The organism is Leucobacter tenebrionis, from assembly GCF_019884725.1.
GTDB classification, from domain to species: domain Bacteria; phylum Actinomycetota; class Actinomycetes; order Actinomycetales; family Microbacteriaceae; genus Leucobacter; species Leucobacter tenebrionis.
Genome location: NZ_CP082322.1, coordinates 2,029,240 through 2,051,285 on the forward strand (window position 1 = coordinate 2,029,240; position 22,046 = coordinate 2,051,285).

Consider the following 22,046-nt stretch of genomic DNA (forward strand, 5'->3'; position numbering starts at 1 on the left):
GATCCGCGAATTCCCATGCGAGATCCGTATCTCGCCGGGGGTGTAGGGACGTAGGGGCGCGGGGGAGCCGGGCGGCGCACGTTACTCGCGCAGGCCGACAATAGCCTGCACCGGCCCCTACGCGACCTACAGGCGGTGCTCCGCGAAGGCCACGCCGCGCGGCACGCCGGCAAGGGCGCCCTGCTGGGCCAGCACTCCGGTGACGAGCTCCTCGGGGGAGGGGTGCCAGGGCAGATCGGCGAGGTAGGCCTCGTGCGCGCCGAGCGATGCGACGGCCCGCCGCTCGGCCTCCTCGTCGACGACCACGCAGTGCGTGGGGCGGGTGCCCGTGAGCAGCAGCCGGCTCGCGCCCCACGGCGCCAGATCCTCCTCGTGCAGCAGCTCGGGGAACACCCATCGGTTGTCGGCGTCGCGCACCGCGTCGATCGTCGCGAGGCCCGCGGCGCGGTGATCCGCGTGGTCGAATCCCCACTCCACCACGAGCTCACCCGCCCCGCACACCACGGCATCGGGTCGGAAGGCGCGGATCTCCCGAGCGATCGCGCGCCGCAGGTCGAGGCCGTACTCGAGTACGCCGTCGGGGAAGTCGAGGATCGTCAGGCGCTCCACGCCGACCGCCTCGCAGGCTGCGCGCTGCTCTCGAGCGCGCAGGGGGCCGGCCTCCTCGGGCGGTCGCTGCATGCCGGCCTCACCGGCCGTGAGCAGCAGGTAGCCCACCTCGATGCCGCGCGATACCCAGTGGGCGACCGCGGCCGAGGTGCCGTACTCCGCGTCATCGGGGTGGGCGACCACCACGAGCACTCGGGAGAGCCCGGTCTCGTCGAGCTGCGGGAGGGGAGCGTCAGTGCCGGGATGCGGTGCTTCGTGTGTGTCCATGACCTCAGACTACGCACGGATCCCGCGCGAAGAACAGGGGGTGGCAGAACCGGGGTAGGGGAAACCGGAAGTCTTCTCTCCGGGTCCCTCGGTGTCGCGGGCCGCGGGCCACGGCCTAGCGTAGAAGCATGACACCACAGACACAGCCGCTCCCCGACGGGCAGCTCGCCCCCGGGGCCCCGACAGTGCCGCTCGCGTCGGATCAGCAGGTCACGCAGAAACTGCCCGAGCAGCCGACCGGTGCCGGGGCGGGCGGCCCGGTTCCGCCGGGGAGCGCCCCTCTTCCGCCGCAGAGCGCCCCGCCGGCCTCGGTTCCGCCAGCCCCGGTCCCGCCGGCGAGCACCCACGCCCCGGTCCCGCCGGCCCCGGCTCCGCCCGCGGGCCGTCCCGAGCCTCAGCCCGAGCCCCGGCTCGATCCTCAGCCGCGGGCGAAGCGTCCGCCGCTGCGCATCGCCATGACGATCCTGCACCTCGCCGCGGTCGGTGTCGTGGGCTTCACCGTGATCGGGCTCCTGTTCGGGGCGCTCGGCACGGGCCTCGGCCTGCTGCTGGTGCTCGGCATCGGCGCGGTGGTGCTGGTCGGGCTCGTGTATGCGCTGTTCGGGATCGCCTGGTTCGAGACGCATCGCGTGAGCGGCCTGTACCTGCTCGACACGCCGACGCTGCGCCTGAGCCCGCAGGAGCAGCCCGGTTTCAAGGGGTGGTTGCGCTCGATCGGCCGCCAGTCGATCGACGGCCGCATGTGGCGCGCGCTGGCCAACTTCGGCATCGCGAGCCTCATGGGCATCGGGGTGCTGGGGCTCGCTCAGGGCCTCGTGCATTCGCTCATCGGCATGTTCCGCACCTTCTCGGTGTGGTGGCAACCGGGTCTCATCGGTGCGGTGCTGTGCGCAGCGGGGATCGTGGCGCTCGCGTTGCTGCACCGACTGATCTCGGTGGCGATCGTGGGAGCCGACGTGAAGGAGGAGCAGCTCACCGAGCAGGTGCGCACCTCCACCGCGCAGCGCGAGGGCGCCGTGCGGGCCGCCGATGTCGAGCGCACCCGCATCGAGCGCGACCTCCACGACGGCGTGCAGCCGCGACTCGTCTCGGTGGGCATGACCCTGGGGCTCGCGCAGGAGAAGATCGACACCGATCCCGAGGCTGCGAAGGCGCTCGTGGCCGAGGCGCACACCTCGACGAAGGCCGCCATCACCGAACTGCGACAGCTGGCGCGCGGCATTTACGCGTCCGTGCTCGACGATCGGGGCTTGGATGCCGCATTGTCGGCGCTCGCGGCGCGATCCCACGTGCCCGTGCAGCTCGACGTCAGGTTGCCCGAGCGGTGCAGCCGCGACGCGGAAGCGGCCGTGTACTTCGCGATCGCCGAGTCGCTCACGAACGCGGCGAAGCACTCCCGGGCGAGCGAGTGCCGCGTGGTCGTGCGGGTGCGAGATGAGCGCACGCTGTGGGCTCGCGTCGAGGACAACGGCATCGGGGGAGCGACAGTGCTTCCGGGCGGCGGTCTCGACGGTGTGAAGAACCGGGTGCTCGCGGCGGGTGGCACCACACGACTCGACAGCCCGCTCGGCGGGCCGACCACCCTGGAGGTGAGTGTGCCATGCGCATCCTGATCTGCGAAGACTCGGTGCTGCTGCGCGAGGGCCTCGTGCGCCTGCTGGAGCACGGAGGGCACGAGGTGGTCGCCGCGCTGCCCGACGCCGACGAACTGATGGAGCGGGTGGGGGCGACGGATCCGGATCTCTGCATCCTCGACGTGCGTCTGCCCCCGACGTTCACCGATGAGGGGATCCGCGCGGCGATCCAGCTGCGCCGCGCCCGCCCCGGCCTCGCGGTGCTGGTGCTCTCGCAGTACGTCGAGGAGCGCTATGCGAGCGAGCTAATCTCGGGCCAGGGCGGAGCCTTCGGCTACCTGCTCAAGGACCGGGTCGCCGACGTCGGGGAGTTCATCGAATCGGTGGAGCGGATCGGCCAGGGCGCGACCGTGCTCGACCCCGAGGTGGTGGCGCAGCTGCTCACCCGCCGCAGCCGCGACAACCGCATGCGATCCCTCACCGACCGCGAGCGCACCGTGCTCGCGGCCCTCGCCGAGGGGCGCTCCAACCAGGCCATCGCCGCACTGCTCTTCCTCTCGGAGGCGAGTGTGGAGAAGCACATCACGGCGATCTTCCAGAAACTCGGGCTCGACGCCGAGGACGGCGGCAACCGCCGCGTGCTCGCCGCGATCGCCCATATCGAGAGCACGGCCGGGCCGACCGGGGGATCCGCCCCGGGCGCCCCCGGTGCGTCCATCAACACACAGACGGGACCATTCTCATGAGCACCACCGAGTCCTCCGCCCCCTCCGCCCCCTCCGCCCCCTCCGCCCCCTCCGCATCGCGCACCTCGACCGCGAGCACCATCACCATCGTCACCGCCGTCGTGGGCGGCGCCGTGCTCTTCGGCGCCGCGGTGTCGAGCACGCTGAACACCTTCGGCGTGTTCTCCCCGCGGCCGGATCTCTCGGCCGTCGTGCCCTTCGACGAGGACGGCGTCTTCGACGACGGAGGGTGGGACGATCGAGGCGGGAGCAGCGCGGACAACGCGACCTCCGGGGCCGAGCTGCGATCGCCCGTGATCGGGATCACCGGGCTTGAGGTGGACGCCTCGGCCGCGTCATTCACACTCGAGTTCTATGACGTGGACGAGGCGGTGCTGACGGTCGACCACCGCGGCAGCGGTCGCGGCGGCGAGTGGACGATGCGCGCCGAGGACGAGGAACTGGTGGTCGAGCGCGCCTCGGGCCCGCGCACCGATGGATGCCTGTTCGGTTGCGGCGAGCGGGGCGGCGGGGAGCGGGTCAAGCTGACGCTGCCGCGGAGCCTCGGCGAGGGGGACCTGCTGAACGGGGATCTCACGATCAACAGCGGTGAGCTGCAGGTCGCGGGCGACTTCGCGGAGCTCTCGCTCGATGTGAACGCGGGTTCGCTCGGCTTCATCGGCAGCGCACGGGATCTGTCGGCCTCTGTGCGCACGGGCGAGGCTTCGATCGAGGCGAAGGACGTGCGCGAGGCCGAGTTCGACCTCGAGGTGGGGGACCTGCGGGCCGTGCTGTCGGGGACCGCGCCCGCGCTCGTCGACCTTGAAGCGAGCACCGGCAGCGCCGACCTGAAGCTGCCCGAGGGGGAGTACCGAGTCGACGCGGAAGGCGAGCTGGGTGCGACCGACAACAGGCTCTCCACGAACGACCAGTCGAAGAACGTCGTGAGCGTACGGGCATCGCTCGCCGAGGTGACGCTGCGCTGAGCGCCCGCCGCCCGCTGAGGCCCGCCCGTAGAATGGCCGCATGGCGCAGTGGCGGGAGGACGTGCTCGGTGCCGGGTTCGAGTGCATCGATCTCGATCTCGGCACCGATGACGAGGGGCCGATCGTCGCGACGCTGGTGAGATCCGAGCCCCGTCCCGACGCCTGGTTCGAGCGAATGTTTCACGGGAAACGTTTGCTCGACGGCGTCGATGTGCTCTACGTGCACGGATGGTCGGACTACTTCTTCCAGCGCGATCTCGCGGCCTTCTGGACCTCGCGGGGAGCCCGGTTCTTCGCTCTCGACCTGCGCAAGTACGGACGCAGTCTGCGCGAGGGGCAGACGCCCGGGTACATCGAGAACCTCGACGACTACCACCTCGAGGTGGACGCCGCTCTCTCGGTCTTGGGGGAGGGCACGGTCGAGCCGCGCCCGCTCGTGCTGTTCGGTCATTCGACGGGCGGACTCGTCCTGAGCCTGTGGGCCGCGGCGAATCCCGGCCGAGCGGCCGCGCTGGTGCTCAACAGCCCCTGGCTCGAGTTCCAGCTCGCGAGTGCGGGCCGTCAGGTGCTCATGCCGCTGCTCAACCTCGGCGCGCGCACGAACCCGCGCGAGGTGGCTCCGCAGCTCGACTACGGCTTCTACACGAGGGCGCAGCGAGAGGTGGGGCCGCTCGACGAACTCGACCAGGTCAACGCGGCCTGGCGCCCCGAGCGCACGCACGCCGTGCGCGGCGGCTGGCTGAGGGCGATTCTGGAGGGGCACTCGCGGGTGAGCCGCGGCCTCGCCATCGACGCGCCGATCCAGGTGCTGCTCTCGGCGCGAACCGCGATGCCGCTCAAGTGGAGCGAGGAGCTGACGCGTGCCGATTCGGTGCTCGAGGTCGACGAGGTTGCGAAGGCCGCGCTGAAGCTGGGGCCGACGGTGACGGTGGATCGCATCGACGGCGCCCTGCACGATGTCTTCCTGTCGAGCGAACCCGCCAGAACCGAGGCCTATCGGCGCCTCGATCGGTGGCTGACGGGCTGGCGTGCGGTCGAAATCGCTCCGGATCGCTGAGCGTAGCACCCGGGAGCGATTGGGCGCGCGGCTTGCTCGCAGCGCGACAGGCTAGGCTCATAACATGGATCTTCGAGTGGCCGCCTACGCGGTGGTGGAACGCCGCGGCAAGATCCTGCTCACCCACTGGCGTCGAGGCCACCTGCACGGATGGACTCTGCCGGGCGGCGGGCTCGAGAGCGGTGAGGATCCCCGTGACGCCGTGGTGCGCGAGGTGCTCGAGGAGACCGGTCTCGAGGCACGCGTCGGCAAACTGCTCGGGGTCGATTCCCGTGTCATGGTGCGCGAGGAGGTGCCGGAGGGGTCGGATCCCGAACTCCACACGATCCGGATCGTCTACCGCGCCTCGGTGAAGGATGGGCCGCTGCAGAACGAGGTCGACGGATCCTCCGACGAGGCGCGCTGGGTGGCGATCCGCGAGATCCGCTCGCTGCGCACGCTCTCGCTGGTGCAGACGGGAATGCGCATGGCGGGGATCACCGCGCGCCGTTCACCCGCGAAGTCGGGCGGCAAGTCCGGCGGCAAGCAGAGCGGCCGCCCGAACGCCAAGAATCGCAAGCAGCAGCCTCGGGACTGAACGCGGCGCGGCCCCGGCAACGAAGAAGCGGTGCCGGATCACGAGGACCCGGCACCGCCCCGGCGATGTCTGCGTTGATCAGTTCGGTCGATCAGCTCTCGGCTGAGTTCTCGGGGGCGACCCAGAGATCGTCGTCGGTGCGGAAGGCCTGCCACAGGGCGTAGCCCACGCCCGCGGCTGCGGCGATGCCGAGCCCCACGGCGATGATGCCGCCCGCGCGGCGCTTCTTCGACGGCTTGAGGTATCCCGTGCGCTCTCCGAACCCGCGCACCTGCTTGGCGGCGTCGTGGCTCTCGATCTCATCGAGCGTGCGGATCGTTCGTGTGAGCGCGGCCGCGACGAGGGGCGCCGTGGCGCGGCGCACGTTCTCCGCGGAACGACGTGCGCGCTTGATGCCGCGCTCGACGGTCGGGCGCGCGGTCTCGACGGCCCGCTCGATGCGCGGCTGCAGGTGCTCGTCGCTCAGCTGACGGGCCTGATGCCCGGCAGTCTGCAGCACCTCGCCCGCGTGCCCCAGTACGACGCGCTGCTGGTCGAGCAGCTGCTGGGCGTCCTTGCGCAGACGGCGGAGTTCGCGGCGGCGCTTGCGTGAGAGTTTCATACCTGTCCTCCTAGCTCGGCGAGGCAATGCTCTGAGCGACATCGCTCGTAAGTTCAACGCTACACCGAACGACGGCCGTCGCGCGGCCTCTGACCGGATGGTTGCAAGGGATTCCCAGTTGGGGGTAGAGTGCACCCGCGATTCCGATGCGTCTTCGGTGAGCTTGTCGGTGGCCCCGCCTAGACTGGACTCATGAGCATTCACACCTCCGTAGCCACCATTCACACCAATCACGGCGACATCGTCATCAATCTCTTCGGCGACCACGCGCCCAAGACCGTCAAGAACTTCGTCGACCTCGCGAACAAGGGCTTCTACGACGGCGTCATCTTCCACCGCATCATCAAGGACTTCATGATCCAGGGCGGCGATCCCACCGGCACCGGCACCGGCGGCCCCGGCTACACCTTCGACGACGAGATCCACCCCGAACTCACCTTCAACAAGAAGTACCAGCTCGCCATGGCTAACGCCGGCAAGCGCCCCGATATGACCGGCCGCCTGGCGGGCACGAACGGCTCGCAGTTCTTCATCACCACCACCGCGCCCAGCTGGCTCAACGGCAACCACACGATCTTCGGAGAGGTCGCCGATGACGACTCGAAGGCCGTCGTCGACGCCATCGAGTCGGTGCAGACCGGTGCCATGGATCGCCCCGTCGAAGACGTGGTCATCACCGGCGTCGACATCTCCGAGGCCTGAGCCCAGTGGTAGCGAGCGGATCGGGGCCGACGTTCGGCGAGCGCGTCGAGTACGGCCCTGAAGACGTCTGCTACCGCCACCCGAACACCCACAGCTTCACGCTGTGCCAGCGCTGCGGGCGTACGATCTGCTCCGCCTGCCAGACCGCGTCCGCCGTAGGTGTGCTCTGCCCCGAGTGCGTGAAGCAGACGCAGCCGGGAGCTGCGAAGCGGGCCGTCCGGTCTGCCCGGGTCACCGGGCGCCGGGTGGCTGCGCTCGACACTCCCGTCACCTACACGATCATCGCCGTCAACCTGGCGGTGTTCGTGCTGCAGCTGCTCGGGCGGTACTTCTTCTCCGACGGAGTCACGCGGGCGCTGTGGTACATGCCGATCTACTCGGTGCCCGAATCGGTGTCGAGCCAGTTGTTCAGCGACGTGGGTTTCGAGCCGTGGCGCATGCTCACGGCCACCTTCACGCACTCGACAGGGTTCCTGCTGCACATCCTGTTCAACATGTACGCGCTGTGGCTGTTCGGCCGCAATCTCGAGCAGCTGATGGGGCGTGCGCAGTTCCTCGTGCTCTACCTGTTCGCCGGGCTGGGAGGCTCGCTCGCCGTGATGCTGTGGGTCTACGCGGATCCTGCCACGGTAGTCGTGCCCACCGTCGGCGCATCCGGTGCGATCTTCGGCGTTCTGGGGGCGACGGCGGTCGCGTTCAAAGCCGCCGGCGCGAATGTCGCCTCCCTCGTCACCCTGATCGCCATCAACTTCGGCATCGGCCTGCTCCCGGGGGCGAACATCTCCTGGCAGGCCCATCTCGGGGGGCTGATCGTGGGGGCGCTCACGATGTGGCTGCTGCTCTCGAATCGGGGGCCGCGGAAGCGCACGCGGCGGATCGTCTCGCTCGTGGCGATCGGCGCCGTGCTGGTGGCGCTCAGCTTCGCGTACTTCGCGGTGCTTCCCTGACCGGGGTTGCCACGGAGTTATCCACAGGTATATCCCCAACTGGGGAGGAATTACACCGGTGTGATTGAGGACATTCTCGGGTCCGTGCCGGCGCACGGACCCGAGAACCATTCAGGCGGGAACGCGCGCGAGCGCGGCTACTTCCACCACGGAGTCATGAGGAAGCCGACGAGCACCAGGCCGAAGCCGACGAAGATGTTCGCCTGGCCGAGAGCGGGCACGGGCAGCTGCAGTGTGGTGCTCGTGATGTAGAAGAGCACGATCCAGATCAGGCCCAGCAGCATGAAGCCGAACATGACCGGCTTGAACCAGACCGGGTTCGGCGCATCCTTGCGCGAGGGGGTCCGATCCGCCCCGCCCTGAGCGAGCTCCGCCGACTTGCGCTTGCTTACGTTCTTCCCAGCTGCTGCCATGCCCTCGATTCTACCGGGATTCCGGCTGCGCTCAGGCAATCGCTCTAGAATCATGAGGGTGATGGAGACCCGCGAGAGGCGCGGCCGGCGCAGGCGCGCGCGGCTCAGCCCGCTGACCGTGATCGGTGAGCTGCTGCTGCTCGGCGGGCTGGGAGTGCTCGGCTACATCGTCTGGCAGCCGTGGCACACCGGCGTCGGCGTCACCGCGAAGCAGGCGGATCTCTCGGCAGAGGATTCGGCGCGGTGGGATGCGGAGCAGCCGCAGCCCTACGACGGGACGGTGCCTGTCACTGCCCGCCCCGCTGCCGCCGAGGTGTTCGGAGTGCTGCGGGTACCCGCCTTCGGAGTCACCTACGCCAACCGCGTCGCCGAGACGACCGACTGGTGGACCGTGCTCAACCTCGACGACAAGGGCATCGGCCACTACGAGGCCACCCAGATGCCGGGTGAACCGGGCAATGTGGCGTTGGCCGGGCACCGATCCGGACCCCTGATCAACTCCTTCCGCGAGGTCATGAACCTGCGGGTCGACGACCCCCTCTTCATCGAGACCGCGGACGGCTGGTACACGTACCGTTTCCGCAACATCGAGTACGTCCTGCCCGATGAGGGCGACGTGCTGAACCCGTTCCCGCGGCTGGAGGGCGAGCCCGGAACTGACCAGATCCTCACCCTCACCACCTGCCACCCGAAGTGGGCGGGCAGCGACGAGCGTGCGATCGCGTATTCTGTGTTCGAGTCCTTCCAGCCCCGAGCCGACGGCCCGCCGGCCGAACTGCTCGAGCTGAACCCGACGATGGAGGGCCATCAGGCCCTGAGAGGAGATCAGGAAAGCTGATGTTCTCCTTGCTCTGGCGTTTTTTCCCGGGCCCCGCCTGGCTGCGTGTGATCGTAATGCTGCTCGTCGCGGCAGCGCTCGTATACGCCCTCGTCGCCTACGTCTACCCGTGGGTGGCAATCGAATTCCTCGAACCGGAAGAGGTGACGGTCGGAACATGACGAACATCCTGATCATCGACAACTACGACAGCTTCGTCTACACCCTGAGCGGTTACCTGCAGCAGCTGGGCGCGTCGACGCGGGTGATCCGCAACGACGAGGTGAGCACCGGCGAGCTCGAACACTTGGCCGCCGAATACGACGGCGTGCTCATCTCTCCGGGGCCCGGCACCCCGGCCGATGCGGGTGTCTCGATCCCGATGGTCGGGATCGCGTTGCGCACCGGCATCCCCGTGCTCGGAGTGTGCCTCGGCCACCAGGCGATCGCCGAAGCGCTCGGCGGCACCGTGACCCACGCCGAAGAGCTGATGCACGGCAAGATCTCCCGCGTGCGGCACGCCGGGGACGCGTTCTTCGAGGGGGTCGCCCCCGAGTTCAACGCGACCCGCTACCACTCGCTGGCGGTCGTGCGCGATACCGTGCCCGAGTGCCTGCTCGTCACGGCCGAGACCGAGAGCGGCATCGTGATGGCGCTGCGCCACCGCGAGCTGCCGATCTACGGCGTGCAGTACCACCCAGAGTCGGTGCTGACCGAGGGAGGCTACCAGCAGCTCGGCAACTGGCTCACCGTGGTCGGCCTGCCGAATGCTGCCGCCATCGCGCAGACGCTCTCCCCGTTGCTCAAGGCCTGAGGCGGGCAGCCGCGTCGAACGAATGAGGGCCGGATCCACCAGGATCCGGCCCTCATTCGTCTGTCGGCGAGCGGTCGACTATCCCGTGCAGTACATGAGCTCGATCGACGCGCCCTGCTCCTGCTCGCCGGTGAGCGACTGCGTAGTGATGGGGAAACCGCTCTCTGCCGGGCAGGACGTGTCTTCCTTGGGATCGACCTGGAGGCCGAGACCGTCGAGCCGCTGCAGCGCGATGTCGAGCGGCAGCCTCGCGACATCGGGCACCTGCACCTTGCCGCTCGCCACCCGGAGTTCCACGCTCTCGCCCGACTGCAGCTCGGTGCCGGGCGCCGGGATGACCTCGAGCACGCGGTTCGCCGGAGCCAGCGGGTCGTTGACGCTCGTGATGAGCCCGACCTCGAGTCCGAGATCGGCGAGGGCCTGCTTGTAGTCCTCGACCGACATGCGCTTGATCTCGGGCACCTTGGCGGTGACCGGACCAGTCGAGACGTAGAGGGTGATCGAATCGCCGCGATTCACCATGATGCCGCCCTCGGGATCCGTAGAGATGACGTGACCCGCCGCCACGTCCTCGCTCGTCTGCTCGATGGGGATCGCGGCGAGATCGTGCTCGGCCAGCTTCGTGATCGCCTCCTCGCGGTCGAGGTCGACGAGCTGCGGCACCTCCCGGGAGGTATCGGGCTGGAACGTCTGCGGGGCCAGCGTGACGAGCCAGAACACGACCGCGATGATGATCGCGCCGATGGTGAGGATCGCGGCCCAGGTCCACATGACCGGGGGGCGGCTCTGAGTGCGCGCGCCGCCGCCGCCCTCGGCGAGCTGGCGCAGCGCGAGATCGGACTCGGTCACCTCGTTGCCGCCGGTGAACAGCACGGTCTCCGGCTGAGCCAGAGTCAGTTTGGGCATCTGCCCGTTCGCGGCGAGCCGCAGCGCGTCGCGGAACTCCGAGGCGGACTGGAAGCGCTTCGCGCGATCCTTCGCCATTCCGTAGAGCACGACGCGGTCGAGCTCGGGCGTGACGGCGCTGTTGCGCTCGCTGGGGGCCTCAGGGCGTTCGCTGACGTGCTGGTAGGCCACGGCCACGGCGGTGTCGCCCCGGAAGGGAACGTCGCCCGTCAGGAGTTCGTAGAGCAGCACCGCGGTCGAGTAGAGGTCGGTGCGGGCGTCGATGGATTCGCCCTTGGCCTGCTCGGGCGAGAAGTAGGCGGCGGTGCCGAGGATCGCGGTGGTCTGCTGCAGCGTCGACGAGGTCTCGGAGACGGCGCGCGCGATCCCGAAGTCCATCACCTTGACCTGACCGGTCTTGGTGATCATGATGTTGGCTGGCTTGATGTCGCGGTGCACGATGCCTGCGCGGTGCGAGTACTCGAGCGCTGTCAGCACCGAGTCGACCACTCGGCAGGCCTCGGTCTGCGAGAGTTCACTCTCCGAGATCAGCTGTCGAAGGTTCGTGCCCTCCACGTACTCCATCACGATGAACGGCAGCTGCTTCGGCCCGTCCGCGGTCTGGATCAGGTCGTCGCCGGCGTCGAACACGCGCACCACCGTGGGGTGCGCCATGCGAGAAGCCGACTGCGCCTCCTGGCGGAAGCGCGAGCGGAACTCCTCGTCGCCGGCCAGATCCGCCTTCATCACCTTGATGGCGACCTGCCGCCCGAGCTTGGTGTCGGTGCCTCGGTACACGGTGGCCATGCCACCCTGGCCGACGAACTCGCCGATGGCGTAGCGCCCGGCGAGGATGCGCTGTTCGCCGCCATTTGGCGTCTCTGGCATGTCCACCTCTTCCGTGCTCATAGATGTACCAAGTGTATAGGGACAGGTGCTGAGTAAGACCTCGCAGCGCGCCCGGCTTCAGCGAGTCGTTATCCGGCCCGGTTGCTGTTCGAGTTCGGGTTGCCGCCGCCGCTGCCGGTGTCGTTCGCGTTGCTGTTGCCGTTGTTGCTGTTGTCGGCGGGGGCCTTCACGGTGATGACGAGGGGCTCCGATGCCGGCGCCTCGCGCACGACGCCCAGGTTGTTCTGGCAGGTCGCGGAGTAGGTGATGGTGATCGTGGCGTCGTCATCGCCCGGGTTCAGCTCATCGGCCTGGATGTTCGCAACGGCGCCCGAGACGCCGGAGAGCGAACCGGCGCCCTCTGGGGTGACCGCGTAGTTCTCCACGGTGAAGTTCGCGGGGCAGAAGCTCTGCGCGGGCGCGAGCTGCACCGTGAACGCCTGGCCGGACTGCACCTCGGTGCGGTCGCTGGTGGGCGCCGCGGGCTGTCCCGCGTCGCCGAACCGCACGTTGTAGGTGAGGGTGATCCGCTCGTCGAACGGTACCTTGTCGCCGGTGGGGTTGACCGCGGTCACCAGGCCGACCTGGTCGTCGGGCGCCGCGTTGCCCTCCTGCGGGGAGACGTTGGTGAAGCCGAGCGACGTCAGCTCGGCCACGGCGTCGTCGATGTTCATGCCTCGCAGAGCCTCCCCGTCGACCACGCCGGTGGTGGCGACCTCGGGAGTGGTCGGGGGCTTGGTGGTCTTCTTGGGTGTGGTGGCCGTGGTCGTGGTCGTAGGCTTCTCGTTCTGGTTGGTGTTCCAGAGCGCGAATGCCGTGCCGGCGCCGATGATGAGCAGCAGCGCGAGCAGGGTGATGAGCGGCCAGGTCCAGGGACTGCGCTTCTTCTTGGCGGGCTGCTCTTCGCTCTCCGCGGGCTGCTCCACCGGTTCGCCGACGAATTCCGCGGTGGCCGCCGTCTGGCCGGGCAGCGCGGTCGTCTGCGGCAGCGCGGTCGTGGCGGCATCCATCACCTGGGTCTGCTGCGGCAGCGCGGTCGTCGCCGGCTCGGCGTCGCCCAGCACCTGCGGAACGTAGCTGGCCGCGAGGCGCACGTCGCCGCGGTGGAGGGCGGTCGCGGCCTGCGCGAGCTTCGCCGCGGTCTGGGGGCGCCCCGCCGCGTCCTTCGCGAGGCAGGCCATCACGAGGTTGCGCACGTGCTCGGGCACGTCGGCCGGAAGATCCGGCGGAGTGTCGTTGATCTGCGCCATGGCGATCGCCACCTGCGACTCGCCGGTGAAGGGCCGCTTGCCCGCGAGGCACTCGTAGGCGACCACCCCGAGCGAGTAGATGTCGGTGGCGGGGGTCGCGGTGTGACCGCTCGCCTGCTCGGGCGCGAGGTACTGCACCGTGCCCATGACCTGGCCGGTCGCGGTCAGCGGCACCTGATCCGCGATCCGGGCGATACCGAAGTCGGTGATCTTCACGCGGCCCTCGGGCGTGATCAGCAGGTTGCCGGGCTTGATGTCGCGGTGCACGAGGCCTGCGTCGTGCGCGGCCTGCAGCGAGGTCGCGGTCTGCGCCACGATCCCGAGCACGCGGTTCGCCGGCAGTCGCCCCTCGCGCTCGATGATCGCCGAGAGCGGCTCGCCCGGCACGAGTTCCATCACGATGTATGCGGAGCCCTGCTCCTCGCCGTAATCGAAGACGTTGGCGATGCCTTCGTGGTTGACGAGTGCGGCGTGTCGGGCTTCGGCGCGGAAGCGCTCGAGGAAGCCCGGGTCGCCCATGTACTCGTCCTTGAGGATCTTGATGGCGACGGTGCGGCCGATGATGCTGTCCGTCGCCTTCCACACCTCGCCCATACCACCGACGGCGATCCTCGAGCTCAGCTCGTAGCGTCCGCCGAATGTGATCCCTGCCGATGGCCTCATTCGCTCAACACCGCTTCCATTACTCGTTTTCCGACTGCCGTGGGCAGATCGTAGGATCCACCCTCGAAACCATATGCCTCGCCGCCGCCGTCGGCGACCACCACCGCCACGGCGACCTGCGGGTCGTCGACCGGTGCGAAGCCGGTGAACCACAGGGTGAAGGGCAGGTCGTTGCCCGCGTCATCCTGACCGTTCTCGGCCGTACCGGTCTTGCCTGCGACGCGAACGCCCTCGATGCCCGCGTTCTTCGCGAGGCCCTCGGGGTTCGAGACGCCGTGTTCCATCATCTCAGCAACCGCATGCGCCGTTTCGCTCGAGATGGGCTTGGAGAACTCGGAGGGGGTGAATTCCTTCTCGACGCGCAGATCGGGGGTGATGATCTCGTCGACGAGGTAGGGGTTCATCACCGTGCCGGCGTTGGCGATGCCGGCCGAGACCATGGCGATCTGCAGCGGGGTGGCGCGCACGTCGAGCTGTCCGATCGAGGAGAGCGCGGTCTCGGCCTTGTCTGCCGGAGTGGGCGACTGGCTCGGGGTGACGGCGAGCGGAATCGACAGATCCTGCCCGAAGCCGAAAGCGTTGGCCATGTTCGGCACCGTGTTCTCGTCCATGCTCATCGCGAGCTCCGCGATCGGGATGTTGCACGAGAGCACGATCGCCTGCTCGAGCGTGGCCTTCGCCCCCGAACCGCACGTGGTGCGCGACGCGTTCTGCATGAGGTGGGTCGACTGCGGCAGCGTGAGCTGTGCGGGGTTATCGAACTCGGTGCTCGGAGACGCCTTGCCGGCCTCGATGGCCGCCGCGGCGACGAGCAGCTTGTAGACGGAGCCGGGGTGGTAGAGGTCGCCGGCGATGGCCCGGTTCTGCAGCGGCTGAGCGGGATCCTGCTCCAACTGACGGTAGTTCGCGATGATCTCGGCGTCGTCGTTCATGGAGACGGTGTTCGGGTCGTAGCTCGGTGTGGAGGCGAGGGCGAGGATCCGGCCCGTCTTCGGTTCGATCGCCACGACGGCGCCCTCGAAGCCGTTCTCGGTCATCGCCGTGACCGCTGCCTCCTGCGCGGCGGGGTCGATCGTGGTCTCGATCGAGCTGCCCTGCGGTTCGACGCCGTTGAGCGTGTTCATGATGCGGGTGAAGAACTGCGCGTTGCCGATGCCGGCGAGATCCTGGTTCATCGCGGCCTCGAGCCCCGAGGCGCCCTGCAGGTGCGAGTAGTAGCCCGTGATGGGCGCGTAGAGCGGACCGTTCGAGTACTGGCGCACGAACCGGAACGAGTCGCCGGTGGGCGTCGAGTAGGCGACCGGCTCGCCGTCGACGAGGATCGAACCCCGCTCGATCTTGTAGCTGTTCTTGATGGTGCGCCCGTTGAGCTCGTTCGCGCGCAGCTCGTCGGCCTGCACGAACTGGATCATCGTCACCGAGAAGAACAGCGCCAGGAACATGACGAACACGGTGCGGGTGATGAACTTGAGCTGCTTGTTCACGAGCGGATCACCAGCTTCGGTCGGTTGCGAACGGAGTTGGAGAGGAGGATCAGCAGGGCGATGATGATCCAGTTCGACACGAGCGACGAACCGCCCGCGGCGAGGAACGGGGCGGTCAGGCCGGTGAGCGGGATCACCCGCGTGACGCCGCCGACCACGATGAAGACCTGCAGTGCGATCGTGAAGGCGAGGCCCGCGGCGAGCAGCTTGCCGAAGTCGTCCTTGCCTGCGAAGCCGATCCGCAGGCCGCGGCCCACGAGCAGCAGGTAGGCGGCGAGGATGACGAACAGGCCGATGAGGCCCAGCTCCTCGCCGAGACTCGGGATGATGTAGTCGCTGAACGAGAGCGGCGTGTCAGCCGGGTAGCCCTGCCCGAGACCCGTGCCCGTCATGCCGCCGTTGGCCATGCCGAACAGGCCCTGCACCATCTGATGGCTGGCCCCGTAGGGGTCGGCGAAGGGGTCGAGCCAGTTCGCGAAGCGACGGTTCACGTAATCGAGCGTCTGGCTGGCCGCGAGGCCGCCGAAGAGGAAGAGGCCGACACCCAGGATGATCCACCCGATCCGGCCCGTGGCGAGGTACAGCATCGACAGGAACAGGCCGAAGTAGAGCAGCGACGTGCCGAGGTCGCGCTGGAACACGAGCACGGACATCGCTGCGAGCCAGAACACGAGCAGCGGCCCGAGATCCCGTCCCCGCGGGAACCGGATGCCCAGGAACTTCTTGCCGACCATCGCGAGCGAGTCGCGGTTGCGCACGAGATATCCCGCGAGGAAGATCGCGAGCAGGATCTTCGCGACCTCGCCCGGCTGGAATGAGAAGCTGCCGAGCCGGATCCACACCCGTGCGCCGTTGATCGTGGCGCCGATGCCGGGGAGCACCGGCAGCAGCAGCAGGATCACGGCCCCGAGCCCCGCCAGATACGTGTAGCGGAAGAGCACGAGGTGGTTGCGGACCACGAGCAGCGCGGCGATCGCGGCCACGACGGCGACGGTCGACCACAGCAGCTGCCGCACGGGGTCCGCGTCCTCCGTGGCCAGCGAGATGCGGTAGATCATCGCGACGCCGATGACGTTCAGCAGGGTCGCGATCGGCATGATGAGCGGATCGGCGTCGGGAGCGATGCGGCGCACCGTGAAGTGCAGCGCGAGCAGTGCGACGATGAAGGCCGAACCCATCGGCAGCAGCGTGGTCGTCACGGTGCCGCGCACCGTCAGATCGATGATCACGACCGCGGCGATCCCGATCGCGATGGCGAACAGCAGCAGCGAGAGCTCGAGGCCCAGCAGTTTGCGGGGTGCGCGGAGCGCGGTGATGCGCTGCAGCACGGTCTCGCTGGTGCGGGTCTTCTCGAAGGTGCGCGGCTTGTCGCCGGTGCCCTTGGCGTCACTCATCGTGCACCCCCAGCCTCAGCACGATGTCGCGCGCCTCCTCGAGGGACCCCGCGCTGAGCGTGCGCTTGACCTGACGCTGCTCGAGGCCGTCGAGCTCGGTGAGCGGGATCTCGGTGTCCTCGGCGGTCGAGTAGAGCGAGAACGACCCGATCTCCTGCTGCACGCCGCGGTAGATGATGACGGTCTCGCCGTCGGTGCCGACGAAGTAGCGGCTCTGGGTCCACTGGTAGCCGAACAGCAGGGCGCCGCCGATGGCGACCAGCACGGCGACCGCGCCGAAGGCCCAGAGCAGGCGGCGGCGGCGGTTGCGGCGCTTCGTCTCGGCCATGAGCTCGGCGAGGTACTCGTCGACGCGCGGCTCGAAGTGGCTCTCCTCGATCTGCGGCGGGCGGCGCACCGGGCGGCGGCGGCCCATGAGCCGGGTGCGCGCGGTGGTGACGGAGCCGTCCCGGGAGCCGGCGGAGGTGGCCGCGGACCCCGCGAAGCGCCGGTTCGAGGGGGCCTCGGCGGGGGTGGGCTCGGCGGCGGTGGGCTCAGCGGTGGGCACCGGCTGGCCTCCGGTGGTGACCTGCTCCACCACGTCGGTGAGTTCGACCGTGTCGGTCGCGGTCTCGCGGCGGGGCGCCGGCGCGGCCTGCTTCGCCGAAGCCTCCTCCTCGCGCACCGTCTCGACCAGCACGACCGTCACGTTGTCGGGTGCGCCATGGGCGAGGCTCTTGTCGATGAGCGCGTCGACCGCCCCCTGCAGGGAGGTGCGACGGCGCAGGATCTTCTCGATGTCGGAATCCTCGACGTAGCCGCAGAGCCCGTCGGAGCAGAGCAGCCAGACGTCGCCCGGACGGGTGTCGAGCACCTCGGTGTCGACCTGAGGCGAGGCCTCGACGTCGCCGAGCACGCGCATCAGCACCGAGCGGCGGGGGTGGATCTTCGCCTCGTCCTCGGTGATCTTGCCGCTGTCGACGAGGCGCTGCACGAAGGTGTGATCCTTGGTGATCTGCCGCAGTTCGCCCCCGCGCAGCAGGTAGAGGCGCGAGTCGCCGATGTGGGCGAGCGCGAGCTTGTCGCCCACGGTGATGAAACCGGTGAAGGTCGTACCCATGCCGGCGAGCTCGGGTCGCTCCTTGACGGTGGTGCGAAGCTTCGTGTTGGTGTCGAGGATCGCCGAGCGCAGGATATTGGTGGTGGCCTCCGGGCTGCCCGTGGGCGCCAGGTCGTACTCGGCCATCGACTTCGCGGCGACCGCCGAGGCGACGTCGCCGCCGGCGTGACCGCCCATGCCGTCGGCGACGAGGAACAGGTAGTCGCCGGCGAAGCCGGAATCCTGGTTGTTGGACCGCACCATCCCGACATGCGAGCCGATGGCGCTTTCGTAACCGACCGTCACGTTCAGGGCCTCAGCTCGAAGGTGGTCGTGCCGATGGTGACGGGCGTGAAGAGGGGCACGCTCACCGGCTGGGTGATGCGGGCGCCGTCGAGGCGGGTGCCGTTCGTGGAGTCGAGGTCGGTGAGGATCCACTCGTCGCCGTTGCGGGCGAGACGGGCGTGGTAGGTCGAGGTGTACTCGTCGACGATGACGAGGGTGGAGTCGCTGCTGCGCCCGATCGTGAGGATGTCGTCTTCGAGAGGGATCGAGGTGCCCGCGGCGACGCCCGAGGTGATGACGAGGAGGCGAGCGGGGCCTGTGCCGCCGGCCGACGGGATCGGCCCGGGTACAGGCGGAGCGGCCGGCGCCGCAGGGGCGGCGGGTGCCGGAGCCGCTGGTGCTGCAGGCGCCGTGACCTGCAGTGCGGGCTGCGGTACGGGGTTGCCGTCGCCGTCGTTGCGCAGACGCCGCACCGGAGCGCCGAAGAGGTCGCTGCGCAGCGCGTAGACGATTGCGAATATGAAGAACCAGAGCAGCAGCAGGAAGCCGATGCGCAGGATGAGCAGGGTGAGCTCACTCATTTCACTCATAGACCCCTCCAGAAATCCTCGTCGATGCCGGGGGTGCCGCCCGCTGAGGGCGGCGGCTCGGGAGCGGCGCTGGGCGGAGTGGCCCGGGGAGGCGCGCTCGCCGCAGGTGGCGGTGCGGGCTGCGGGTGTGCAGGTCGCGCGGGTCGTGCCGGCTGCGCCGGCCGGTGCGCTCTGCCTGGCACCAACTGGAACTGCAGCGCCGTCTGGCCGATCGTGATCACGATGCCGGGGGAGAGGGCGGCCTCGCGGAAGCGCTGCCCGTTGATCTTGGATCCGTTGGTCGAGCCGAGGTCACGGGCCAGGCCGGCCGCGCCGTCCCAGATGATCTCGAGGTGTTTGCGCGAGGCGGCCGTGTCGCCGATCCGGATGCCGCAGTCGCTGCCGCGCCCGACCGTGGTCGTGCCGCGGGGCAGCTCGTGACGCTTACCGTCGACGTCGATCGCGGCGACCCAGTCGACCGCGCCCTCGACGCGGGACGCATCGATCTCGAGCACACCCGTGGTGAGCGACTCGTCGGCGCGGATCTCGACGTCGGGCTCGCCGAGCAGCTGGTAGTTCTGCTGCTTCGCGTGCTTCACCACGACGCCGCGCAGCTCCTGCTCGAGAGTGTCGCCCAGGCCGCGAAGGCGATCCGCGTCCTTCTGCGAGACGCGCGCGACGAAGCGGTTGGGAGCGAGCACGCGATCGCGATCCACGATCACGGCGCTGATGTCGAGCTCGCGCTTCAGGGCGGAGGCGATCTCGACGGGTTGCACGCCGGAGCGGAAGGTGCGGGCGAAGGCGCCGTTGACGGCTCGCTCGAGCCCGCGCTCGACGCTATCCAGAATGCCCACGTGCCGCGCTCGCCCTTTCCGCTCGGTCGGATCGCACGCCGATCGGCTGCGACTGTCAGGCTTAGTGTATCCCGGAGCCCGCCCGCTTTGGTGTGAGGGCCCTGGTGCTGCTAAGCTTGCAGAGTTGTCCGGGCCGGAAGGCTCAGAGAACGTCTCGCGCGAGTGGCGGAATGGCAGACGCGCTGGCTTCAGGTGCCAGTGCCCGCAAGGGCGTGGGGGTTCAAGTCCCCCCTCGCGCACGAATGAAAATGGCCCCTGACCTGGGATTCGGTTCCCAAGGTCAGGGGTCTTTTTCGTTGGAAGTGCTTGGTGCGGTGCTGTGCCCCGTGCTGCGGACTCCGGCCCCCTGCGCCGCTCGGCATCATTCTGCGCGTCCGGCGTCATTCTCTCCAGTTCGGGGTGGGCTGGCGCTCAACTGCTGTCGCCCGGCGGCGACGCGGCCTCGGTTGCGGCGAGATCGCGTTCGTAGGTCGCTTCAATGGTGGGCCGCTGCTGTCTCTGCAGCGCCGCGCCCTGGTTCTCTGCCCAGCAGCTTCGGTGATGGTGTTCTTGATCCCGATGATGATGCGCTGGATGTTCGTCGCGACGACTGCGAGGGCGGTGACGAGGTAGGTGTAGGCATAGCCGCGTCCAGGGCGGCTCTTCTTATCACCCAGGTTCGTAGCCCAGGCGTCTTTCAGGGTCTTGTTGCTGGTCTCGACCTGGTTGCGCTGCCCGTAGGCGCGGTACCAGTCCTCGGACTTCCAAGGGTAGCGCTGCAGGTGCCGGATGACATCGGAGTCGAGGCCGACCTGGATCGTGCCGGTGGGGCTTGTCCTTCGTCGGCTTCCCCGTCACGGGATCAAACGCCAAGTAGCCAGTGGGGTCGGGGTAAGAGAAGCGCTGGTAGCCGTCGGCGTCGACGCGGCTGTGGCGCTTCATAAGGTTCTTCTCGCGGGCGCGCATGATCTTGTCACGGTCTTCGAGCGTGTAGGGGACACCGGTGTCAGGGTTGGTCTTCTTTCTGCGACCCAGCGGCTGATCTCTCGATAGTTCCTCGGCATGCGGTCCACGTAGAGTGCTCCGTCGACGACGATCACGGGATGTCCGGGGACCTTGCCTTGCTGTCCGAGTTGGTTCGCGCGGTAGTCGTAGACGGTCTCGAACTGGGTGCGACGTACGGGTTCTTGGAAGTATTGCGGTTGCAGGTTATTGAACGCACGATCGACGACGACCAGGCCCCGCTGCTCGGTGAACGCGACATGCTGCTCGATGGTCGAGCGAGGGCCGTGCTTGATCTTGCCGGGATGGTGGAGATTGATGCCCGTGATGAGCGGGAACTCGAATGACCCGTTCCGGGTATCAATGAGCACGGTGGTGTCGAGTTCGTAGGCGGCTTTCGACCTGGCGACTTTGGTGCCGTCGTGGTCGTCGTGCCGGGTGTACCAGCCGCACCGGTAGTCGCCGTTGAGTCGGTCTCGTGAAGTGCTGCGCCCTTACTGAATCCTCCATTCGAATCCGTCTTGCGGAGTCTATGGGAGGCGGCGATCTACTGACACTGTCAGTGGTGCCCGGTAATCTAAGTCTTATGAACCAGTCACTCGCCGAGACCGCCGCGCTCTTCGCGCTGCTGCGCTCGAAGCGGCGTGGCGAAACGTACGCCTCGATAGCTGCGGAGGCAGCATTCGAAGGTAGTGCGCAGCGTGTGTACGACAGTCGCTTCGACGGTGCTCTTATCCCTCCGCCAGAAGCTACGGCGTACCTCGACGAGGCGCGCGTACTCGTCGAGGGATGGGCTCAGGATGGCCTGAACGTCGTCACCGTGCTCGATGAGACCTACCCGGCACGGCTGCGTGACATTCGCGAAATGCCGCCGTTCCTCTTCTATGCGGGTGCGCTCCTCCCTCAGGACGATGGCATATCGGTCGTCGGCTCCCGCAACGCCTCCGAGCGCTCCCGTGAACTCGCGGGTGAGATCGCGCGCTTCCTCGTGAGTGAGCAACTCACCGTCATCAGCGGCCTGGCAGAGGGCATCGACACCGCTGCGCACCGAGCAGCCCTCGACGCTGGCGGTAGGACAGTGGCATTCATCGGGACGGGAATCACGAAGTTCTATCCGGCCCGCAACGCTGATCTGCAGCGTGAAATCGCTGAGTACGGCCTCGTGCTGTCGCAGTTCTACCCCGAGGCTCCGCCCACGAAGCAGAGCTTCCCGATCCGTAATGCTGCGATGTCCGGGTATGGCCTCGCTACGATCATCGTCGAAGCGTCGAATCATTCTGGCACCAGGATTCAGGCCCGAGTCGCAGGGCAGCACGGGCGCCCCGTAATCCTGACTTCCAAAGTGGTCGATGACACTGAGTGGGGGAAGGCTCTAGTGGGCACCCCGAACGTGCAGGTCGTGTCGAATCTCGGGGAGCTGAAAGACGCGGTGCGCGCCGTCCGCCGCGCCCCGTCGGACCTTGATCGCGCCCTCCAAGCGCTCCTGAGCAGTGCCGCGTAACTTCAGTGACGAGATCGTCGCGGTCGGTCACCAGCTGGAGCTGATGGCAGGTTCGTACCTGCGGAATACGATCCGAGATGCGACGACCTGCACGGTCTGCTCGTGTCCCAGAGATCAGTCCGCTC

Annotated in this window: 22 protein-coding genes and 1 tRNA gene; 13 read left to right on the forward strand and 10 right to left on the reverse strand. The window is 68.4% G+C overall.

Translation table 11 applies throughout. From position 1 onward, the window contains the following. Positions 1 to 126 precede the first annotated feature (126 nt). Positions 127 to 876 (reverse strand): PIG-L deacetylase family protein, encoded by a 750-nt coding sequence (locus KVY00_RS09420; RefSeq protein ID WP_223042721.1) that lies wholly within the window; start codon positions 874 to 876, stop codon positions 127 to 129. A gap of 128 nt (positions 877 to 1,004) precedes the next feature. Between KVY00_RS09420 and KVY00_RS09425 the strand changes: the two genes are divergently transcribed. The 5 genes from KVY00_RS09425 (at position 1,005) to KVY00_RS09445 (ending at position 5,795) form a co-directional block, all read left to right on the forward strand. Next, positions 1,005 to 2,489, forward strand: coding sequence for a sensor histidine kinase (locus KVY00_RS09425; RefSeq protein WP_255572579.1), 1,485 nt, complete (start codon positions 1,005 to 1,007; stop codon positions 2,487 to 2,489). Continuing rightward, entirely contained in the window at positions 2,477 to 3,196 is a 720-nt protein-coding gene (locus tag KVY00_RS09430) for a response regulator transcription factor (RefSeq protein ID WP_223042722.1), read from the forward strand. Before KVY00_RS09425 ends, KVY00_RS09430 begins: the two co-directional genes overlap by 13 nt. Continuing rightward, positions 3,193 to 4,161, forward strand: coding sequence for a hypothetical protein (locus KVY00_RS09435; protein WP_223042723.1), 969 nt, complete (start codon positions 3,193 to 3,195; stop codon positions 4,159 to 4,161). Before KVY00_RS09430 ends, KVY00_RS09435 begins: the two co-directional genes overlap by 4 nt. Before the next feature lie 40 nt (positions 4,162 to 4,201). Then, positions 4,202 to 5,218: an alpha/beta hydrolase gene (locus KVY00_RS09440; protein ID WP_223042724.1), complete on the forward strand. Its 1,017-nt coding sequence runs from the start codon at positions 4,202 to 4,204 to the stop codon at positions 5,216 to 5,218. Positions 5,219 to 5,282: 64 nt separating this feature from the next. After that, the gene (locus tag KVY00_RS09445) at positions 5,283 to 5,795 is read left to right on the forward strand and encodes an NUDIX hydrolase (protein ID WP_255572581.1); all 513 of its coding nucleotides are present in this window, start codon (positions 5,283 to 5,285) and stop codon (positions 5,793 to 5,795) included. 91 nt (positions 5,796 to 5,886) lie between these two features. On the opposite strand, the gene KVY00_RS09450 is transcribed toward KVY00_RS09445, so the two are convergent. Then, complete coding sequence (locus tag KVY00_RS09450; RefSeq protein WP_223042725.1) at positions 5,887 to 6,396, reverse strand: DNA/RNA helicase; 510 nt, start codon at positions 6,394 to 6,396, stop codon at positions 5,887 to 5,889. A gap of 192 nt (positions 6,397 to 6,588) precedes the next feature. On the opposite strand from KVY00_RS09450, the gene KVY00_RS09455 reads away from it, so the two are divergent. Continuing rightward, positions 6,589 to 7,098 (forward strand): peptidylprolyl isomerase, encoded by a 510-nt coding sequence (locus KVY00_RS09455; protein ID WP_223042726.1) that lies wholly within the window; start codon positions 6,589 to 6,591, stop codon positions 7,096 to 7,098. A gap of 5 nt (positions 7,099 to 7,103) precedes the next feature. Continuing rightward, positions 7,104 to 8,045 carry a rhomboid family intramembrane serine protease gene (locus KVY00_RS09460; protein ID WP_223042727.1) on the forward strand — a complete coding sequence of 314 codons (942 nt, stop codon included), beginning with the start codon at positions 7,104 to 7,106 and terminating at the stop codon, positions 8,043 to 8,045. A 137-nt stretch (positions 8,046 to 8,182) separates the two neighbouring features. Here the strand turns inward: KVY00_RS09460 and KVY00_RS09465 are convergent, their stop codons facing one another. Next, positions 8,183 to 8,458, reverse strand: coding sequence for a cell division protein CrgA (locus KVY00_RS09465; RefSeq protein WP_223042728.1), 276 nt, complete (start codon positions 8,456 to 8,458; stop codon positions 8,183 to 8,185). Between the two features lie 61 nt (positions 8,459 to 8,519). Here KVY00_RS09465 and KVY00_RS09470 point away from each other — a divergent pair, with 61 nt between their 5' ends. The 3 genes from KVY00_RS09470 to KVY00_RS09480 are packed head-to-tail and all read left to right on the forward strand — an operon-like array spanning position 8,520 to position 10,089. Beyond that, on the forward strand, positions 8,520 to 9,296 hold the full coding sequence (locus KVY00_RS09470; protein ID WP_223045261.1) for a class E sortase: 777 nt from the start codon (positions 8,520 to 8,522) through the stop codon (positions 9,294 to 9,296). Next, positions 9,296 to 9,457, forward strand: a complete 162-nt coding sequence (locus tag KVY00_RS09475; protein WP_223042729.1) for a hypothetical protein — start codon at positions 9,296 to 9,298, stop codon at positions 9,455 to 9,457. The genes KVY00_RS09470 and KVY00_RS09475 overlap by 1 nt, the downstream gene beginning before the upstream one ends. Then, entirely contained in the window at positions 9,454 to 10,089 is a 636-nt protein-coding gene (locus KVY00_RS09480; protein WP_223042730.1) for an anthranilate synthase component II, read from the forward strand. The genes KVY00_RS09475 and KVY00_RS09480 overlap by 4 nt, the downstream gene beginning before the upstream one ends. A 78-nt stretch (positions 10,090 to 10,167) precedes the next feature. Here KVY00_RS09480 and pknB read toward each other — a convergent pair whose 3' ends face one another. The 7 genes from pknB to KVY00_RS09515 all read right to left on the reverse strand — a co-directional run bounded on the left by pknB (position 10,168) and on the right by KVY00_RS09515 (position 19,439). Next, entirely contained in the window at positions 10,168 to 11,883 is a 1,716-nt protein-coding gene (gene pknB / locus KVY00_RS09485) for a Stk1 family PASTA domain-containing Ser/Thr kinase (RefSeq protein WP_223042731.1), read from the reverse strand. A gap of 68 nt (positions 11,884 to 11,951) precedes the next feature. Beyond that, a complete protein-coding gene (locus KVY00_RS09490) occupies positions 11,952 to 13,775 on the reverse strand; it encodes a protein kinase domain-containing protein (protein ID WP_223042732.1) in 1,824 nt (607 codons plus the stop codon). Then, positions 13,772 to 15,259 carry a peptidoglycan D,D-transpeptidase FtsI family protein gene (locus KVY00_RS09495; RefSeq protein ID WP_223042733.1) on the reverse strand — a complete coding sequence of 496 codons (1,488 nt, stop codon included), beginning with the start codon at positions 15,257 to 15,259 and terminating at the stop codon, positions 13,772 to 13,774. The genes KVY00_RS09490 and KVY00_RS09495 overlap by 4 nt, the downstream gene beginning before the upstream one ends. Next, entirely contained in the window at positions 15,256 to 16,653 is a 1,398-nt protein-coding gene (locus KVY00_RS09500) for an FtsW/RodA/SpoVE family cell cycle protein (RefSeq protein WP_223042734.1), read from the reverse strand. The genes KVY00_RS09495 and KVY00_RS09500 overlap by 4 nt, the downstream gene beginning before the upstream one ends. After that, positions 16,646 to 18,037, reverse strand: coding sequence for a Stp1/IreP family PP2C-type Ser/Thr phosphatase (locus tag KVY00_RS09505; protein WP_223042735.1), 1,392 nt, complete (start codon positions 18,035 to 18,037; stop codon positions 16,646 to 16,648). The genes KVY00_RS09500 and KVY00_RS09505 overlap by 8 nt, the downstream gene beginning before the upstream one ends. 2 nt (positions 18,038 to 18,039) lie before the next feature. Then, positions 18,040 to 18,597: an FHA domain-containing protein FhaB/FipA gene (locus KVY00_RS09510; RefSeq protein ID WP_223042736.1), complete on the reverse strand. Its 558-nt coding sequence runs from the start codon at positions 18,595 to 18,597 to the stop codon at positions 18,040 to 18,042. 5 nt (positions 18,598 to 18,602) lie between these two features. Next, positions 18,603 to 19,439 carry an FhaA domain-containing protein gene (locus KVY00_RS09515; RefSeq protein ID WP_223042737.1) on the reverse strand — a complete coding sequence of 279 codons (837 nt, stop codon included), beginning with the start codon at positions 19,437 to 19,439 and terminating at the stop codon, positions 18,603 to 18,605. Between the two features lie 156 nt (positions 19,440 to 19,595). Here KVY00_RS09515 and KVY00_RS09520 point away from each other — a divergent pair. From KVY00_RS09520 to KVY00_RS09530, 3 genes are all read left to right on the forward strand, one after another. Then, positions 19,596 to 19,678: transfer RNA gene (locus KVY00_RS09520), tRNA-Leu, on the forward strand. Positions 19,679 to 20,521: 843 nt separating this feature from the next. Then, positions 20,522 to 20,767, forward strand: coding sequence for a hypothetical protein (locus tag KVY00_RS09525; RefSeq protein WP_223042738.1), 246 nt, complete (start codon positions 20,522 to 20,524; stop codon positions 20,765 to 20,767). A gap of 239 nt (positions 20,768 to 21,006) precedes the next feature. After that, positions 21,007 to 21,921 carry a DNA-processing protein DprA gene (locus KVY00_RS09530; RefSeq protein WP_223042739.1) on the forward strand — a complete coding sequence of 305 codons (915 nt, stop codon included), beginning with the start codon at positions 21,007 to 21,009 and terminating at the stop codon, positions 21,919 to 21,921. Positions 21,922 to 22,046 lie beyond the last annotated feature (125 nt).